The sequence below is a fragment of the Geodermatophilus sp. SMS 5-13 genome (assembly GCF_059428245.1).
Genome location: NZ_CP165729.1, coordinates 1,298,205 through 1,315,261, shown reverse-complemented (window position 1 = coordinate 1,315,261; position 17,057 = coordinate 1,298,205). Strand labels below are relative to the sequence as shown.

The window sequence follows — 17,057 nt, the reverse complement described above, 5'->3', positions numbered from 1 at the left end:
CGCTCCGGGACCATGCCGTTCACCGAGGCGCCGCCGACGCACCCCGCGCTGCTCACCGACCGGTACGAGCTGACCATGGTGGCCGCCGCGCTGGCCGACGGCACCGCCGACCGCGACTGCGTCTTCGAGGTGTTCGCCCGCCGGCTGCCGCACGGCCGCCGCTACGGCGTGCTCGCCGGCACCGGGCGGCTGCTCGAGGCGCTCCCCCGCTTCCGGTTCGGGGACGACGAGCTCGCCGCGCTGCGCGAGCAGGGCATCACCGACTCCCGGCTGCTGGACTGGCTGGCCGACTTCACCTTCACCGGCGACGTCGAGGGCTACGCCGAGGGCGAGCTCTACTTCCCCAACTCCCCCGTGCTGAGCGTCCGTGCCCCGTTCGCGCAGGGCGTGCTGCTGGAGACCCTCGCCCTCTCGGTGCTCAACCACGACAGCGCGATCGCGTCCGCCGCGGCCCGCATGGTGGCGGCGGCCTGCGAGCGGCCGTGCATCGAGATGGGCTCCCGGCGCACCCACGAGGAGGCCGCCGTCGCCGCGGCCCGGGCGGCGTACCTGGTCGGGTTCGCCTCCTCCTCGAACCTGGAGGCCGGCCGGCGCTACGGCGTCCCCACGACCGGCACCAGCGCGCACGCCTTCACCCTGCTGCACGACGACGAGGCGGCGGCCTTCCGCGCGCAGGTGGCCACCCTCGGCACGAGGACGACGCTGCTGGTCGACACCTACGACGTCGACCAGGGCATCCGGACGGCGGTGGAGGTGGCCGGCCCGGAGCTCGGCGGCATCCGGCTGGACTCCGGGGACCTGCCCACGGTCGCCGCGCACGCCCGCGAGCTGCTCGACTCCCTCGGCGCCACGCAGACCCGGATCATCGTGACCAGCGACCTCGACGAGTACGCGATCGCCGGGCTGATGGCCTCCCCGGTCGACGGCTACGGCGTGGGCACCTCGCTGGTCACCGGCTCGGGCTCGCCCACGATGGGCATGGTCTACAAGCTGGTCGAGCGCGAGGGCGTGCCGGTCGCCAAGAGGTCCGAGGGCAAGAACTCGGTGGGCGGGCGGAAGTCCGCCGTCCGCCGGCACGACGCCACGGGGACGGCGACGGCCGAGGTGATCAGCAGCGGGCGGATCGAGCCGCAGGACGGCGACCGCGACCTCGTCGTCCCGCTGGTGAAGGGCGGCACGGTGCTCAGCTCAGCCACCCCGGCCGAGGCGCTGGCCGAGGCGCGGGCGCACCACGAGCGGGTGCGCGCCGCGCTGCCGCCCGAGGCCTGGGCCCTCTCCCGCGGCGAGTGCGCGGTGGAGATCATGACCGCATGACTCGGGCACTGATCGTCGTCGACGTCCAGAACGACTTCTGCGAGGGCGGCAGCCTCGCCGTGGCCGGCGGCACCGCGGTGGCGAGCGCGATCACCGAGCACGTGCGCTCCTCCGGCTATGACCACGTGGTCGCCACCCGTGACCACCACGTCGACCCGGGCGGACACTTCGCCGAGCACCCCGACTTCCTGGAGACCTGGCCCGCGCACTGCGTCGTCGGCACCGGTGGGGTCGAGCTGCACGAGAACCTCGACCGCGGGCCGATCGAGGCGGTGTTCGACAAGGGCGAGTACGCGGCGGCCTACTCCGGGTTCGAGGGCCGGGCGGACGGTGTCCCCCTCGCCGACTGGCTGAGGCAGCACGGCGTGGACGCCGTCGACGTCGTCGGCATCGCCACCGACCACTGCGTGCGCGCCACCGCCCTCGACGCCGTGGGCTCCGGGTTCGCCACCCGGGTGCTGCTGCCGCTCACCGCCGGCGTTGCCGAGGCCTCCACCGACGCCGCGCTGGAGCAGCTGCGCACCGCCGGGGTGGAACTCGAAGGTCAGGTCCACCGCCCCTAGGGTGCCGCGTCGAGGACCTCGTCGCGGGTGAAGCCGAGCACCTGCAGGACGGCGTCGAGGTAGGGCTGGTTGAGCGCGGCGTGCGCCTGCTCGCGGACGACGGGCTTGGCGTTGAACGCGATGCCCAGGCCGGCGGCGTTGAGCATGTCCAGGTCGTTGGCGCCGTCCCCGACCGCGACGGTCTGCTCGAGCGGGATGCCGTGCTCCTCGGCGAACCGCGCCAGCGCCTTGGCCTTGCCGGGGCGGTCGACGATCTCGCCGACGAGCCCACCGGTCAGCCGCCCGTCGGCGACCTCGAGGGTGTTGGCCGCGGCGAAGTCCAGGCCCAGCTCCTCGGCGAGCGGGTCGGTGATCTGGGTGAAGCCGCCGCTGACGATGCCGCAGCGGAAGCCCAGCCGTTTGAGCGTGCGGATCAGCGTGCGCGCGCCCGGGGTGAGCACCAGCGCCGCCCGGACCTCGTCGAGCACCTCGACCGGGAGGCCGGCCAGCGCCCCGACCCGCTTGCGCAGCGACTCGGCGAAGTCCAGCTCACCGTTCATGGCCGCGGCGGTGATCCGGGCGACCTCGGCGGCCCGCCCGGCGCGGGCGGCCAGCTCGTCGATGACCTCGCCGCGGACCAACGTCGAGTCGACGTCGAGCACGATGAGCCGCTTGCTGCGCCGGGCCAGCCCGGCCTGCTCGACGGCGATGTCGGCGCCGGTGGCGGCGGCGATGTGCGCCAGCTCGGTGCGCAGGGCGGTGGAGTCCGCGCCGGAGACGGTGAGCTCGAAGCTGGTGACCGGGTAGTCCGACAGCCGCCGGATCGCGTCGATGTTGCCGCCCAGCGCGGCGATCGCCCGGGCCGCGCCGGCGACCGCGCCGGGGGGCACCGGCCGGCCGAGGACGATCACGTGGTGCGGGCGGCCGGGCCGCTCGGGCTCCGGGTCGGACGCCGGCTCGACGCGCACCTGCACGCCGGTGGCCGCCGACACCTCACCGGCCAGCCGGACCAGCCGGGCCAGCAGCGCGTCCTCGCTCTCCTGGCCGGCGCCGTCCACCGGCAGCGCGCCGACGACCACGCCGAGCACGAGCTGACCGTGGACGACGACCTGCTCGACGTCGACGACCACCAGCGGCGGCGTCCCGTCTGCCGGCCCCGCCAGCGCGCCGAACAGGCGGGCGGTGACGCCGGGGCGGTCGACCCCGGTCACGGTCAGCAGGGCGCGGGGGCCCTCGCCCGTGACGACGGCCGGGACCTGCGAGGCGGGGTGGAGCGACACGTCGTCATGGTGCCCCACGCGCTGCGCCGGCCCGGGCACCGGCTCGGCGCCGTCCCCTCACGGGCGGTCACCCACGCCGCGTCGCCGCGACCCGCGCGGTGTGCCGCGAGGGCGGCGACCACACCGCGAGGGTCGGCCACCAACGCGAACGCCCCGCCGGCCGACTGGCCGACGGGGCGTCGCGGTGCTGTGGAACTAGCTGGGGTCGGGGTCGTTCGGCCCCTGCCGCCGGCCCTCCGTGAGGCCCAGCTCCGAGGCGTACGGCTCGTGCCGCTTGCCGGAGTGCGCCTCGGCGTGCAGCCGCTCGATGAGGTGCGGGTAGTGCGCCTCGAACGCCGGCCGCTCCGAGCGGATCCTCGGGATCTCCAGGAAGTTGTGCCGCGGCGGCGGGGACGACGTCGCCCACTCCAGCGAGTTGCCGTGGCCCCAGGGGTCGTCGCGCAGCGCCAGCTGCCCGTACTTCCAGGACCGCACCACGTTGTAGAGGAACGGGATCACCGAGGCGCCGAGCACGAAGCTGAAGATCGTCGAGATCGTGTTCAGCGTGGTGAACCCGTCGCTGGCCAGGTAGTCGGCGTAGCGCCGCGGCATGCCCTCGTTGCCCAGCCAGTGCTGGATGAGGAACGTGCCGTGGAACCCGACGAACGTGAGCCAGAAGTGGATCTTGCCGAGCCGCTCGTCCATCATCCGGCCGCACATCTTCGGGAACCAGAAGTAGATGCCGGCGTAGGCGGCGAACACGACGGTCCCGAACACCACGTAGTGGAAGTGCGCCACGACGAAGTAGGTGTCGGAGATGTGCCAGTCCAGCGGCGGGGAGGCGAGCAGGACGCCGGTCAGCCCGCCCAGGAGGAAGGTGACCAGGAAGCCGAGCGACCACAGCATCGGCGTCTCGAAGGTCAGTTGCCCCTTCCACATGCTGCCGATCCAGTTGAAGAACTTGATCCCGGTCGGGACGGCGATCAGGTAGGTCAGGAAGCTGAAGAAGGGCAGCAGCACCGCGCCGGTGGCGAACATGTGGTGCGCCCACACGGCCAGCGACAGGAAGCCGATCGCCAGGGTGGCGAAGACCATGCCCTTGTAGCCGAACAGCGGCTTGCGGCTGAACACCGGGATGATCTCGGTGATGATCCCGAAGAACGGCAGCGCGATGATGTAGACCTCGGGGTGGCCGAAGTACCAGAACAGGTGCTGCCACAGCATCGGGCCGCCGTTCTCATCCGAGTAGATGAGGGCGCCGAGGTTGCGGTCGGCCAGCAGCCCGAACAGGGCGGCGGTGAGGATCGGGAACGCCAGCAGGATCAGGATGCTGGTGACCAGGGTGTTCCAGGTGAAGATCGGCAGCCGGAACATCGTCATGCCAGGGGCGCGCAGGCAGACGATCGTGGCGACGAAGTTGACGCCACCGAGGATCGTGCCCAGGCCACTCACGGCGAGGCCGGCGATCCAGAGATTGGCGCCGGCCCCGGGGCTGTTCACGACGTCCGAGAGTGGTGTGTAGGCCGTCCACCCGAAGTCGGCCGCACCTCCCGGGGTCAGGAAGCCGGAGACGGCGAGCATGCTGCCGAACAGGAACAGCCAGTACGAGAAGGCGTTCAGCCGCGGGAACGCCACGTCGGGCGCCCCGATCTGCAGCGGCATCACCAGGTTCGCGAAGGCGAAGAACAGCGGCGTCGCGAAGAACAGCAGCATGATCGTGCCGTGCATCGTGAACAGCTGGTTGTACTGCTCGGGTGAGAGGAACTGCAGACCCGGCCGGGCCAGCTCACCGCGCATGAGCATCGCCATCAACCCGCCCACCAGGAACCAGGTGAACGCGGTCGTCAGGTACATCAGGCCGATGAGCTTGTGGTCCGTGGTCCGCAGCAGGTTCGAGAGCCGCGACCCCTTCTGGGCCACATGAACCGGGCTGGGCCGGCTCACGATGGGCGCAGGTGCGATCGTCACAGCCGGAGCTTAGACGGTGGCTGACAGCTCGCCCGTCGGGTCCCTGGAGGCGCGCCGATGATCGCGACCGGGTCGTTACGACCCGGCGGCGGGCACACTCCCGGCATGCCGAGACCGACCGTCAGCCGCGCCCAGGTGCTGGCCTGGCGGCTGTCGGCCCACGGCCTGGCGGCCCGCCTGCCGGCGCGGCGCCGAGCCGAGGCGGTGCGCCCGGCCGGGTTGCGCACCGGAGGGCCGGACTCCGCCGTCGTCGGCTGGCACGCGCGAGCGGACGGCGTCCGGGCGGACGACGTCCGCGACGCCCTGGACGCCCGCCACTGGGTCGAGGCCCCGACCGCGCGCGGCGCCCGGGTGCTGGACCCGCGCGACCACGGCGCCATGACCGCGGGCGCGCTGCCGGTGGACGACGAGGCCCTCGTCGACCGCCTCCGCCGCCGGGGCGTGGCCGCCCGGCAGCACCCCGGGGCGCTGCTGCGGAACGGGGCGGACGCGGCGCGGACCGCGCTCGACGCCGCGCCCCGGACGCAGGGCCAGCTCTCCCAGGTGGTGACGGCCGCGCTGCCGCCCTCCGTCTCGGCCTTCTGCGCGCCCTGCCGGGCCGTGCACGTCGACACCGGGCTGTTCGCGATGGTCGGGCTGGCCGTCGGCTGGGTCCGCGCGGCCGACCGGGAGGACGGCGCCTTCGTCCGGCCCGAGCAGTGGCTGGCCGATCCGCCCGACCGGGATCCCGCGGCGGGCGCCGCGGCGCTGCTGGCCTGGTTCCTGCGCGCCCACTCCCCCACCACCCCGGGCGAGCTGGCGACGTGGCTCGGCCTGGGCGCGGCCGAGGCGCGGCAGCGCTGGGCCGCTGCGCCCGCGCTCACCGAGGTCGAGCTCGACGGCCGCCGCGCCTGGGTGCCGGAGGCCGACCTGGCCGGGCTGACGGCGGCGGAGCCGGCGGAGGGGATCCGGTTGCTGCCGCCCTACGACGCGGCGCTGGAGGGCCCGGACCGGGCGACGCTGGTCCCCGACCGGGCGCAGCAGAAGGAGGTCTGGCGGATGGTCGCCAACCCCGGCGTCGCCCTGGTCGACGGCGCCGTCTCCTGCGCGTGGCGGGCCCGCAAGCAGGGCCGGCGGCTGGACGTGCGACTCGTGCCGCTCGACGGCTGGCGGCCGGCCCACGGGCGCCGCATCACCGACGAGCTGGCCGCCGTCGCCGCGCTGCGCGGGGCCGAGCTCGGCGGCGTCGTCGTCGACTGAGGAGATCCGGCGCCCCGCGTCGAGTGGTTCGAGTGCCCCGGAGGCGAGCCGGTCGAGCTGAAGCAGCGGCTCGCGGCCGCGGTCGGCACCGACCGCGCCGCGTACACCGAGGCCACGTCCGCGGGAGGTCGCGACGTCAGCTGACCGGTGACCAGGTCGTGACGTCGACGGCCACCGTGACCCGCACCGGCTCCGGCAGGACGGCGAGGCGCGCCGCCAAGGCGCCCGGGGCGACGTGCCGCGCGTGCGGACCCATGCCGACGAGTGTGCGCACGGCCGCGTGCCCCAGCTCCAGAACCTCGCGGTGCCCGGCCGAGGCCACCGGCCGCAGGTGCGGCTCGAGCGCGGCCGCGGTGCGGGCGCCCTTGTCCGGGTCGACGCGCAGCAGCCCGAGCGGCGTCACCAGCTCGGCGAGGTGCTCCGCGGCGGGGGTGACCACGACCAGCCGCCCGTCGGGGCGCAGCACCCGCGCGGTCTCGGGGCCGTTGCGCGGCGCGAAGACGACGAGCACGCGGTCGACGGCGCCGTCCCGGACCGGCAGCCGCGCCCAGGTGTCGGCGACGACGGCCATCGCCCGCGGATGCGCGCGGGCGGCCCTGCGTGCGGCGTAGGGCGAGGAGTCGAGCACGATCCCGGCCGCGTCGGGCGCCCGGTCGAGGACGGCGGCCAGGTGGTGCCCGGTACCGCCGCCGAGGTCCAGGAGCGTCCCGGGCGGCCCGTCGGCGAGCACCGCCGTCGTCAGGGCCGCCGTGACCCCGGCGTAGGCGCCGGCGGCGAGGAAGGCGACCCGGTCGGCGACCATCTCGGCCGAGTCGCCGGACGGCGGCCGGTGACCCGGCGGCAGCAGGGTGACGTGCCCCTGCCGGGCCCGGTCGAACGCGTGCCCGGCGGTGCAGCGCAGCCCGTCGGCCGTCGCCGCCATCCCCGCGCCGCAGACCGGGCAGGCGAGCAGCGCAACCGCCCGTTCGGGCAGCGGAAACCGGGCCGACACGTCAGCGCGGCACGGTGTGGAACGTGACCTCGTGCAGCGCGCCGTCCGCGGCGACGGCGGTGACGAAGGTGCCGTGCGGCTGCCGGCGCCGGTCGGTCGGCGAGCCCGGGTTGAGCAGCCGCAGGCCGGTGGGCGCGGTGGTGTCCCAGGGGATGTGGCTGTGCCCGAAGACGAGGACGTCGGCGTCCGGGAAGCGGGCGGCGCAGCGCTCCTCCCGGCCTTTCCTGTCACCGGTCTCGTGTACGACGGCGAGGTGGACTCCCTCGATCTCGGCCCGCGCCACCTCGGGCAGTCGCTCGCGGAGCGGGCCGTGGTCGTTGTTGCCGTGCACCGCGACCAGCCGGCGGGCGCGCTCCTCGAGCAGGTCGAGCAGCGCCACGTCGACCCAGTCGCCGGCGTGGACGACGACGTCGGCCGCCTCTATCGCCGTCCACAGGGAACGGGGGAGGTCGCGTGCGCGCTTCGGCACGTGCGTGTCGGAGATCACCACGAGCGAAACAGGCACGACGACATGCTCGCAGCCCGCTAGGTTCATCGATCGGCCGGCGACCCGGCCGTTCCGTAACCGCAACTGAGGACGACCCGTGACAGACCCCGCGCCCATTCCCTCGACTCCCGTCGCCGGGGACCCCGGCGAGCCCTATCCCCGGCGCTGGCTGGCCCTGGCGGTCATCGCCGTCACGGTGCTCATGATCATCCTGGACGCCACGATCGTGAACATCGCGCTGCCGTCGGTCTCCGCCGACCTGGAGATCAGCGCGGCGACGCAGCAGTGGATCGTCACCGCCTACACCCTCACCTTCGGCGGCTTCCTGCTGCTCGGCGGCCGGATCGCCGACTTCTGGGGCCGCAAGCGGACCTACCTGGTCGGCGCCGCCGGCTTCGCGATCGCCTCCGCCGTCGGCGGCCTGGCGGTCAACGAGGGGATGCTGTTCATCGCCCGCGCGGCCCAGGGTGCGTTCGGCGCGCTGCTCGGGCCGGCTTCCCTGGCCCTGCTGACGGTCCTGTTCACCGACGCCAAGGAGCGCGCGAAGGCGTTCGCCGTCTACGGCGCGATCGCCGGCGGCGGGTCCGCGGTCGGGCTGCTGCTCGGCGGCGTGCTCACCGAGTACGCCGACTGGCGCTGGTGCTTCTGGGTGAACGTGCCCGTGGCCATCGTCGCGATCGTGGCCGCGATCCCGTTCGTGCCCGAGAGCAAGGCCCCCGGCGACTCGAGCTACGACGTCCCGGGCGCGATCCTCGTGACCCTCGGCCTCACCTCGTTCGTCTACGGCTTCACCAAGGTCGCGCAGGCGGCCCAGGAGCACCCGACGGAGAACGCGTGGGCCAACGGCTGGGCCTGGTTCTTCATCATCGGCGGCGCCGTGCTCGTCGCGGCCTTCGTGCTCGTGGAGCTGCGGGTGAAGAACCCGCTGCTGCCCATGCGGCTGATCCTCGACCGCAACCGCGGTGGCGCGTACCTCACCTCGACCCTGGTGGGCGCCGGCCTGATCGGCGCGTTCTTCTTCCTGAGCCTGTACTTCCAGCTGGTGCTGGGCTACAAGCCGGTGGAGGCCGGGTTCGCCTCGCTGCCGACCACGCTCGGGGTGCTCGTCTCCGCCGGCGCCGCGAGCGCCCTGGTCCCGAAGTTGGGGCCGAAGCCGCTCATGGTGGTCGGGGGCCTGCTGGCCGCGGGCGGCCTGTTCCTCATGTCCTTCCTCGATGTCGACACGTCGTTCTGGGCGCTGGCCTTCCCCGGTGAGCTGCTCCTCGGCCTGGGTCTCGGGTTCACCTTCGTGCCGTTGTCGAACCTGGCGCTGGTCGGCGCGGGCGCGCACGACGCGGGCGCGGCGAGCGCGGTGCTGCAGGCGGTCCAGCAGGTCGGCGCCTCGATCGGCACCGCGCTGCTGGCCACCATCTCGGTCGCGGCGATCACCGCGTCGCTGATCGCGGACCCGAGCAAGGGCGTTCCGAACCCGGCGGCCCCGGGCACCCTGGTGCCCGGCCCGCAGGCGCTGACCGACGGCTACACGACGGCGTTCGTCTGGGGCGCCGTCCTGCTGCTCGCCGGGGCGCTGGTCTCCGCCGTCCTGGTCAAGGCGACCAAGGAGGACCTGCCGGCCGAGGGCGACGCCCTGGTCCACGCGGGCTGAGCTCGCCGGCGGCCGTCGCCACGATCAGCTCAGCTCACCGGAGCGCGTCCTGGCTCACCTCGCACGGTGAGCCAGGACGCGCTGCGGTGAGCCAGGACGGCGCCGGCGCGGCGCGGGTGGTGACCACACCCAACGGGTGGTCGTCGTCCGCCACGGGTCAGCTCGTGGGCTGACGGCGCTCAGCCGCGGTTCTGGGCGGCCATCGCCCGCAGCCGGGCGTTGTAGGCCTCGAGCTCGGCGTCGGCGTCCCGCTCGGCCTGGCGGTCCAGCCGGCGGCCGCGGCGTTCCTCCGACCCGGCCCACGAGAAGAAGACGATCGCCAGCACGACCACGTTGGGCAGCTCGGCGAAGGACCACGCGATGCTGCCGGCGGTGCCCTGGTCGGCCAGCAGGTCCACCCCCCAGGACGCCGGCGGCGCGGCGAAGGAGCCGACGACCAGCGACCCGGCCATCATGATCGCGACCCCGAAGAAGGCGTGGAACGGGATCGGGACGAGCAGCTCCAGCATCCGGCCGGGATAGCCCAGGGTCCGCGGCCACGGGTCCTGGCCGAGGATCGGGCCGAAGAACAGCAGGCCGGTGACCAGGAAGTGGGCCAGCATGAACTGGTGGCCGAGCGAGTTGGCCATCAGGTCGTCGAAGATCGGCGTGAAGTAGACGCCGTAGAGGCTGCCGAGGAACAGCGGCACCGTGAAGAACGGGTTGGCGAGGAACCGGGCGACCCGGCTGTGCAGCGCCTCCAGCAGCAGCGCCCGCGGCGCCCCCGCGGTGCCCTTGCCGCGCGGCAGCGCCCGCAGCGCGAGCGTCACCGGCGAGCCGCAGAGCAGCAGCAGCGGCACGATCATCGACAGCGCCATGTGCTGGACCATGTGCACGCTGAACAGCACCATGCCGTAGCCGGACAGCCACGTGCCGGTGACCGCGAACAGGCACACCGCGCCGGCGACGAAGGACGCCGTCCGCCACCACGGCCAGGGCACGCCGGAGCGGCGCAGCCGCACGACGCCGACCAGGTAGAGGACGAGCGCGGCGATGCCGGCGAACGCCAGCAACGACCAGCCGTCGAGGTGTGGCAAGAACATCCGGCCCCACGTGGGCGGCTCGTCGGGCATCCACATGCCCGAGTGGTCCGCGTGCTGCACCGACGCCTCCTGCCGTGCCGATCAGTTGTGCGTCCCCACTGTCCCACCGAGGGACGTCAATCGTGGACGGGCGCCTCGTGCTCGGCGTGCGTCTCCGCCTCGAGCTGGAAGGTGCAGTGGCCGACGTCGAAGTGGTCGCCGAGGCAGGCGCAGAGCGCGTCGAGCACCCGCCCGCCGTGCCCGGCCTCGAGCGCCTCGTCGGTGACGACGACGTGCGCGGAGAGCACCGGCAGCCCCGAGGTGATCGTCCAGGCGTGCAGGTCGTGCACGCCGAGGACGCCCTCGACCCCGAGGATGTGCGCGCGGACGTCGTCCAGGTCGACTCCCCGCGGCGCCGCCTCGAGCAGCACGTCGAGGGCCTCGCGGAGCAGGTGCCAGGCCCGCGGCAGCACGAGGACGGCGATCGCCAGGGAGGCGAGCGCGTCGGCGTAGGTCCAGCCCGTCGTGGCGATGATCACGCCGGCGACGAGGACGGCGACCGAGCCGAGGGCGTCGCCGAGCACCTCGAGGTAGGCGCCGCGCACGTTGAGCGACTCGGTGCGGCCCCGGTGCAGCAGCGCGAGGGCGATCAGGTTGACCAGCAGGCCGACGCCCGCGACGGCGAGCATGAGTCCCGAGCCGATCTCGGTGTCCTCGCCGATGCGCAGGATCGCCTCGACCAGCACGTAGCCGGCGACGCCGAGCAGCAGCAGCCCGTTGGCGACGGCGGCGAGGATCTCGATCCGCTGCCAGCCGAAGGTCCGCCGTCCCCGGGCGGGTCGCTGGGCGAGGGTCACCGCGCCGAGCGCGAGCGCGATGCCCGCAGCGTCGGTGGCCATGTGGCCGGCGTCGGCGAGCAGCGCGAGCGACCCGGACAGGACGGCGCCGACGACCTCCGCGACGAGCACCCCGAGGGTCAGCACGAGGACGACGAGCAGGCGCCTGCGGTGCGCGGCGCCGGCGGTGCCGCCGTGGGCGTGGGCGGCGTGGTCGTGCCCCATCAGGCGGCCTCCCTCCCTGCCCACTGCACACCGCGCAGTGTGCCCGACGCGCGACGCCCCCGGCCGGATCGATCCGGCCGGGGGCGTCGTCGGGCGGTCGCGCGGATCAGATCTGGACGCCGCGGTCCCGCAGCCACGGGATCGGGTCGATCTTCGTGCCGTTGATGCCGCCGACGTGCACCTCGAAGTGCAGGTGCGGGCCGGTGGACTGGCCGCGGTTGCCGAGCAGCGCGATCGTGTCGCCGGCCTTCACCACCTGGCCGGGCTGCACGAGGATCTGCTCCATGTGGCCGTAGACGGTCACGTCGCCGTTCTCGTGCTGGATGTAGACGGCCAGCCCGAAACCGCTGGCCGGACCGGCCTCGAGGACGACGCCGTCGGCCGCCGCGTACTCCGGGGTGCCGATGGGCGCCGCCAGGTCGATGCCGGCGTGCAGTGTGCCCCAGCGGGACCCGAAGCCGCTGCTGAGCCGCGCCCCGGTGACCGGCAGGACCGCCTTGGGCCGTGCCGCCTCGGCGATGGCCGCCGCGGCCACCCGGTCCGCCTCCTGCTGGGCCGTCACGGCGGCGTTCTGCTCGGCCTCGCGGGTGGCCCGGCTGGCGGCGAGCTCGGCCAGCCGGTCGGTGTCGTGGGCATCGGGGGCGAGCGCCGTCTGCTGCGAGGAGAGGCCGAGCTCGGCGGCGACGCTCATCGAGTGGCTGGGCTGCTCGGCGGGGTCGGCCTGAGCGGCGGAACCCGCGGAGACCGCGCCGACGCCGATCGCGCCGATCAGGGCGGCGGCGAGGTACATCGCCGGACGGCGTCGCAGCCGGCTCCAGCGACCGGGCGCCGAACCGGTGGCGGGCTCGATCTCCTTGACGACGACGTCGGCGGGGGCCTCGGTCAGCTCCTCGACGACGGCGAGGCTGCGGGCCTCCTCGGCGGCGACGAGCGCCGCGGTGTCCGCGAGGTCACGGACGGTCCTCGCGGCGGCCACCGCGACGACCTCGGGTGCCGGCTCGGCCGCGGCGGGGCGCGGGCTCGGGGTGGGCCGGGGCCGGGGCGTGGGCCGGGGCCGGGGCCGGGGCGCCTCGGCGGCCGGGGTGGCGGCGGGCTTCGCCGTCGCGGGCTTCGCCGTCGCGGACCTGGCGGTCTTCGCGGTCGCGGCCTTGGTCGTCGCCGCCTTCACGGCCTTCGCCACCGCGGGCTTCGCCGTCGCGGCCGTGGCCGTGGCCGCCTTCGCGGCCTTCGCCGCCGTGGGCTTCGCGGTCGCGGCGACCTTGGTGCCGGCCGTGCGCGTGGCCTCGGCCGCCGACCGCGCCGCGCCGGCGGCCTTGGTCACCGTCGCTCTGGCCGTCGCGCGTCCGGGAGCCGAGGCGCCCCCGGCCGGCCGCGCCTGCCGCTGGCGCGGCTTCGAGGCGCTCCCTGCTGCCTTCTCCCCTGCGCGGGCGGCCGGCCGCCGCCGGGTCCGCGTCCCACCGGCTGGAGCGAGGGATGATCCGCCGCGCGTGCTGGGCCGCGGGCCCTCGTCGAGAAGGTGGTCGTGGTCGAGCGAGCTCATGCACCTGGCTTCCGTCGGCGGACAGGACAAGGCCTCGGGGAGGAGGCGGTGGAGCCCGCCGCGCTGCGGGCGGGAGCCATGTAAACATGCCGTGACCTGTTCGTGACCTGACCGGCCTGGGTATAGGCCCTTAAATGGTGGCCGTCGTCACAAAGGCCCATCGATGTCGTTCGGCGGACTGTCGCTGCTACAGCGACAGAGAGTCACGGACACGCCGCCTGAGAACGATTCAGAGCGCGACCCGGGTCACGAAGGGGCAGGAGGCCCTCTCGACAGCCCCTTTCGGGCCCCTATCGAGGGAGACGCCTTCATGCGCGCAGTCACCTGGCACGGTCGTGCCGACGTTCGAGTCGAGACCGTTCCGGATCCGATGATCGAGGAGCCCACCGATGTGATCGTCGAGATCACCTCGTCCGGGATCTGCGGCTCCGACCTGCACCTGATCGAGGTCATGGCGCCGTTCATGACCGTCGGCGACGTGATGGGCCACGAGCCGATGGGCGTCGTCCGCGAGGTGGGCTCCGAGGTCACCGCGCTCAGGCCCGGCGACCGCGTCGTCGTCCCCTTCAACATCTCCTGCGGCACCTGCTGGATGTGCTCGCAGGGCCTGCACTCGCAGTGCGAGACGACCCAGAACCGCGACCAGGGCTTCGGCGCCTCGCTGTTCGGCTACACCAAGCTCTACGGGCAGGTGCCCGGCGGCCAGGCCCAGTACCTGCGGGTGCCGTTCGGCAACACGCTGCCGATCAAGGTGCCCGACGGCCCGCCGGACGACCGGTTCGTCTACCTCTCCGACGTCCTCCCCACGGCCTGGCAGGCCGTGCAGTACGCCGGCATCCCGGAGGGCGGCAGCGTGCTGGTGCTCGGCCTCGGCCCGATCGGAGACATGAGCACCCGCATCGCCCAGCACCTCGGCGCCGGTCAGGTGTTCGGGGCGGACGACGTCCCCGAGCGGCTGGCGCGGGCCCGGGCACGTGGCGTCTCCACGATCGAGACGACGAAGCAGGACGAGGTGGTCGCCGCCGTCCGCGACGCGACCGACGGCCGCGGGCCGGACGCGGTGATCGACGCGGTCGGCATGGAGGCGCACGGCTCGCCGCTGGCCAGCATCGCGCAGAAGGCGACCGCGATCGTGCCCGACGCGATCATGGAGAAGGTCATGCAGGTGGCCGGCATCGACCGGCTGGCCGCGCTGAACACCGCGATCGAGGCGGTCCGCCGCGGCGGCACGATCTCGTTGTCCGGTGTCTACGGCGGAGCCACCGACCCGCTGCCGCTCATGCGCATGTTCGACAAGCAGATCCAGCTGCGCATGGGCCAGGCCAACGTGTGGCGCTGGATCCCCGAGATCCTGCCGCTGGTGGAGGCCGAGGACTTCCTGGGCGTGGAGAGCTTCGCCACCCACCACGTGCCGCTCGAGGAGGCGCCGCAGGCGTACATGAACTTCCGCGAGAAGAAGGACGGTGCGGTGAAGGTGCTGCTCAAGCCGTGAGGCACGGCGCCCGGGCCGGGTTTTCCCGGCCCGGGCGCATGGCGGGGCCCGGCGGGGGCAGGTGTGGAGCATGACCGTCACCGCGGAGAAGTCGGGCCAGTTCCCCCTCGGGGACCACAAGGTGCACCGCATGGGCTACGGCGCCATGCAGCTGGCCGGCCCGGGCGTCATGGGTCCGCCGGCGGACCGGGCGGGCGCCGTCGCCGTCCTGCGGCGTGCGGTGGAGCTGGGCGTGGACCACATCGACACCAGCGACTACTACGGGCCGCACGTGACGAACGAGATCATCCGCGAGGCGCTGCACCCGTATCCGGAGCACCTCACGCTCGTCACCAAGGTCGGCGCCCGGCGGACCCCCGACGGCCACTGGCCCGAGGCGCTCACCCCCGACGAGCTGCGCCAGGCGGTGCACGACAACCTCGACCGGCTCGGCGTGGACGCGATGGACGTCGTCAACCTGCGGATGCCGGGCTTCGAGGCGCCGGTGCAGCGATCGCTCGCCGAGCCGTTCGAGACCCTCGCCGAGCTGCAGCAGCAGGGGCTGATCAAACACCTGGGCGTGAGCAACGTGACGACGCAGATGTTCGCCGAGGCACAGGCGATCGCGCCCGTCGCGTGCGTGCAGAACCACTACAACCTGGTGCACCGGGACGACGACCCGCTGATCGACGCCCTGGCCCGCGCGGGCCTCGCCTACGTGCCGTTCTTCCCGCTCGGCGGGTTCACCCCGATCCAGTCGGCCGCGCTGGAGACGGTGGCCCGGCGCCTGGAGGCCACGCCCATGGAGGTCGCGCTGGCCTGGCTGCTGGCCCGCTCCCCCAACATCCTGCTCATCCCCGGCACCAAGTCGATCGCGCACCTCGAGGAGAACCTGCGGGCGGCGGCGCGCGAGCTGGGCCCGGTCGAGCTCGCGGAGCTCGACCGCATCGGCGGCACCGGCGAGCCCGACATCGACCTCTGACTCCCTGCGCTTTATCGCGATAAAGCGCGCGTGCTTGATCGCGCGAAAGCGCGCGTGCTTGATCGCGCGAAAGCGCGCGTGCTTGATCGCGGTCAGGACCGGCTCGGCGCGCCGTCACCTCACCCCAGGACCCGGTCGAGGTGGTCGTTGCCCAGCAGTCGCGTGGGGTCGAGCCGGTCGCGGACGGCGGTGAACTCGCCGAACTGCGGATACCGCTGCCGGAGGACGCCGGCGTCCAGGCCGTGCAGCTTCCCCCAGTGCGGCCGCCCGCCGACCTCGCCGGCGATCTTCTCGAGGGTCTCGAACCAGCGGCCGGGATCGGTGTGCGCCGGCACGTGCGCGGCGATGTAGGCGCTGTCGCGACCCGAGGCGGTCGACAGCGGGATGTCGTCGGCGGCGGCCACCCGCACCTCGACCGGGAACGCCTCGCGCCAGTCGCTCGCCTCGTGCGCGCGGCGCAGCTCGCCGAGGACGGCGGGGGCCTCGGCGCGCGGCACCGCGTACTCCATCTCCAGGAAGCGGACCCGGCGGCGGCTGACGAAGACCCGGTGGGCGTGGTCGGTCCAGGTGCGCGGCGTCAGCGCCCTCGCCGACAGCCGCGCCAGCGGGGGCACCAGCGCCGGGACACGCTTGCCGGCGGCGATCACGCCGGCGAAGGCGGCGTTGGAGAGGACCTCGTCATCCCACACGGCGCGCCAGCGCGGCAGGGGGTCCAGCCCGTCGGCCAGCGGCACGCGGGTGTTGCACTTGATGAGGACGGCGTCGGTGTGCGGGAACCAGTAGAACTCGACGTGGTCGCTGCCGGTCATCAGCTCGTCGAACTCGGCCAGGGCCCGGGTGAGGGTGCCGGGGCCCTCGACTGCGCGCAGCGCGAACGCCGGCTCCGCCTGCAGGGTCAGGGCGGTGACCACGCCCAGCGCGCCCAGGCTGATCCGTGCGGCGGAGAAGACGTCGGCGTGGTGCCCGGCGTCGCAGCGCAGCACCTCCCCGGCGGGTGTCACGAGCTCGAGCTCGCGGACCTGGGTGGCCAGCCCGCCGACGCGCGCGCCCGTGCCGTGGGTCCCGGTCGCCAGGGCGCCGGCGACCGTCTGGCGGTCGATGTCGCCGAGGTTGGTCAGTGACCAGCCCTGGCGGGCGAGCTCGGCGTTGAGCCGGTGCAGCGGCGTCCCGGCGCCGACGGTGACCAGCCCGTCGTCGGTGATCTGCCTGATCCCCACCAGCTGGTCGGTGACGAGCTGCACGTCCTCGGGCCGGCCGATGCCGGTAAAGGAGTGGCCGCTGCCGATCGGGCGCACCCGCCGGCCGTGTGCGGCGGCCCGGGTCAGCACGTCGGCGACCTCGTCGGCCGAGGAGGGGCGGACGACGTCCACGGTGGCCTGCTGGTTGCCCGCCCAGTTCCGCCAGCGGGTGCGTTCACCGCTCGGGCCGGCAGGTTCTGCTTCCTGCTCCACGGCGCCGCACTCAACACGGGTTCCGTGTCCGCGGTCAACGGGTTGA

Annotated in this window: 14 protein-coding genes; 6 read left to right on the top strand and 8 right to left on the bottom strand. The window is 74.0% G+C overall.

Annotated features, from left to right (window positions below; all coding sequences use genetic code 11):
- Positions 1–12 precede the first annotated feature (12 nt).
- Entirely contained in the window at positions 13–1,314 is a 1,302-nt protein-coding gene (locus tag AB3388_RS06495) for a nicotinate phosphoribosyltransferase (protein ID WP_495409944.1), read from the top strand.
- Positions 1,311–1,877, top strand: a complete 567-nt coding sequence (locus AB3388_RS06490) for a nicotinamidase (RefSeq protein ID WP_495409943.1) — start codon at positions 1,311–1,313, stop codon at positions 1,875–1,877. Before AB3388_RS06495 ends, AB3388_RS06490 begins: the two co-directional genes overlap by 4 nt.
- On the opposite strand, the gene serB is transcribed toward AB3388_RS06490, so the two are convergent.
- Together serB and ctaD are read right to left on the bottom strand one after the other, a co-directional pair.
- Entirely contained in the window at positions 1,874–3,136 is a 1,263-nt protein-coding gene (gene serB / locus AB3388_RS06485) for a phosphoserine phosphatase SerB (protein ID WP_495409942.1), read from the bottom strand. The two genes, AB3388_RS06490 and serB, sit on opposite strands and share 4 nt — an antisense overlap.
- Before the next feature lie 195 nt (positions 3,137–3,331).
- On the bottom strand, positions 3,332–5,083 hold the full coding sequence (gene ctaD, locus AB3388_RS06480) for an aa3-type cytochrome oxidase subunit I (protein ID WP_495409941.1): 1,752 nt from the start codon (positions 5,081–5,083) through the stop codon (positions 3,332–3,334).
- Positions 5,084–5,188: 105 nt separating this feature from the next.
- On the opposite strand from ctaD, the gene AB3388_RS06475 reads away from it, so the two are divergent.
- Positions 5,189–6,322, top strand: a complete 1,134-nt coding sequence (locus AB3388_RS06475; protein WP_495409940.1) for a DNA glycosylase AlkZ-like family protein — start codon at positions 5,189–5,191, stop codon at positions 6,320–6,322.
- A 136-nt stretch (positions 6,323–6,458) separates the two neighbouring features.
- Here AB3388_RS06475 and AB3388_RS06470 read toward each other — a convergent pair whose 3' ends face one another.
- The gene (locus tag AB3388_RS06470; protein ID WP_495411440.1) at positions 6,459–7,295 is read right to left on the bottom strand and encodes a putative RNA methyltransferase; all 837 of its coding nucleotides are present in this window, start codon (positions 7,293–7,295) and stop codon (positions 6,459–6,461) included.
- Between the two features lie 19 nt (positions 7,296–7,314).
- On the bottom strand, positions 7,315–7,818 hold the full coding sequence (locus AB3388_RS06465) for a metallophosphoesterase family protein (protein ID WP_495409939.1): 504 nt from the start codon (positions 7,816–7,818) through the stop codon (positions 7,315–7,317).
- 79 nt (positions 7,819–7,897) lie between these two features.
- Between AB3388_RS06465 and AB3388_RS06460 the strand changes: the two genes are divergently transcribed.
- Positions 7,898–9,445 carry an MFS transporter gene (locus tag AB3388_RS06460; RefSeq protein WP_495409938.1) on the top strand — a complete coding sequence of 516 codons (1,548 nt, stop codon included), beginning with the start codon at positions 7,898–7,900 and terminating at the stop codon, positions 9,443–9,445.
- Positions 9,446–9,624: 179 nt separating this feature from the next.
- On the opposite strand, the gene AB3388_RS06455 is transcribed toward AB3388_RS06460, so the two are convergent.
- The 3 genes from AB3388_RS06455 to AB3388_RS06445 form a co-directional block, all read right to left on the bottom strand.
- Complete coding sequence (locus AB3388_RS06455; protein ID WP_495409937.1) at positions 9,625–10,587, bottom strand: cytochrome c oxidase assembly protein; 963 nt, start codon at positions 10,585–10,587, stop codon at positions 9,625–9,627.
- 56 nt (positions 10,588–10,643) lie between these two features.
- The gene (locus AB3388_RS06450; protein WP_495409936.1) at positions 10,644–11,567 is read right to left on the bottom strand and encodes a cation diffusion facilitator family transporter; all 924 of its coding nucleotides are present in this window, start codon (positions 11,565–11,567) and stop codon (positions 10,644–10,646) included.
- A 106-nt stretch (positions 11,568–11,673) separates the two neighbouring features.
- Positions 11,674–12,888 carry a M23 family metallopeptidase gene (locus AB3388_RS06445; protein ID WP_495409935.1) on the bottom strand — a complete coding sequence of 405 codons (1,215 nt, stop codon included), beginning with the start codon at positions 12,886–12,888 and terminating at the stop codon, positions 11,674–11,676.
- A 589-nt stretch (positions 12,889–13,477) separates the two neighbouring features.
- On the opposite strand from AB3388_RS06445, the gene AB3388_RS06440 reads away from it, so the two are divergent.
- Together AB3388_RS06440 and AB3388_RS06435 are read left to right on the top strand one after the other, a co-directional pair.
- A complete protein-coding gene (locus AB3388_RS06440) occupies positions 13,478–14,599 on the top strand; it encodes an alcohol dehydrogenase catalytic domain-containing protein (protein ID WP_495409934.1) in 1,122 nt (373 codons plus the stop codon).
- 70 nt (positions 14,600–14,669) lie between these two features.
- Positions 14,670–15,560, top strand: coding sequence for an oxidoreductase (locus AB3388_RS06435; protein WP_495409933.1), 891 nt, complete (start codon positions 14,670–14,672; stop codon positions 15,558–15,560).
- A 119-nt stretch (positions 15,561–15,679) separates the two neighbouring features.
- Here the strand turns inward: AB3388_RS06435 and AB3388_RS06430 are convergent, their stop codons facing one another.
- Positions 15,680–17,011 carry a D-arabinono-1,4-lactone oxidase gene (locus AB3388_RS06430; RefSeq protein ID WP_495409932.1) on the bottom strand — a complete coding sequence of 444 codons (1,332 nt, stop codon included), beginning with the start codon at positions 17,009–17,011 and terminating at the stop codon, positions 15,680–15,682.
- Between the last annotated feature and the right edge of the window lie 46 nt (positions 17,012–17,057).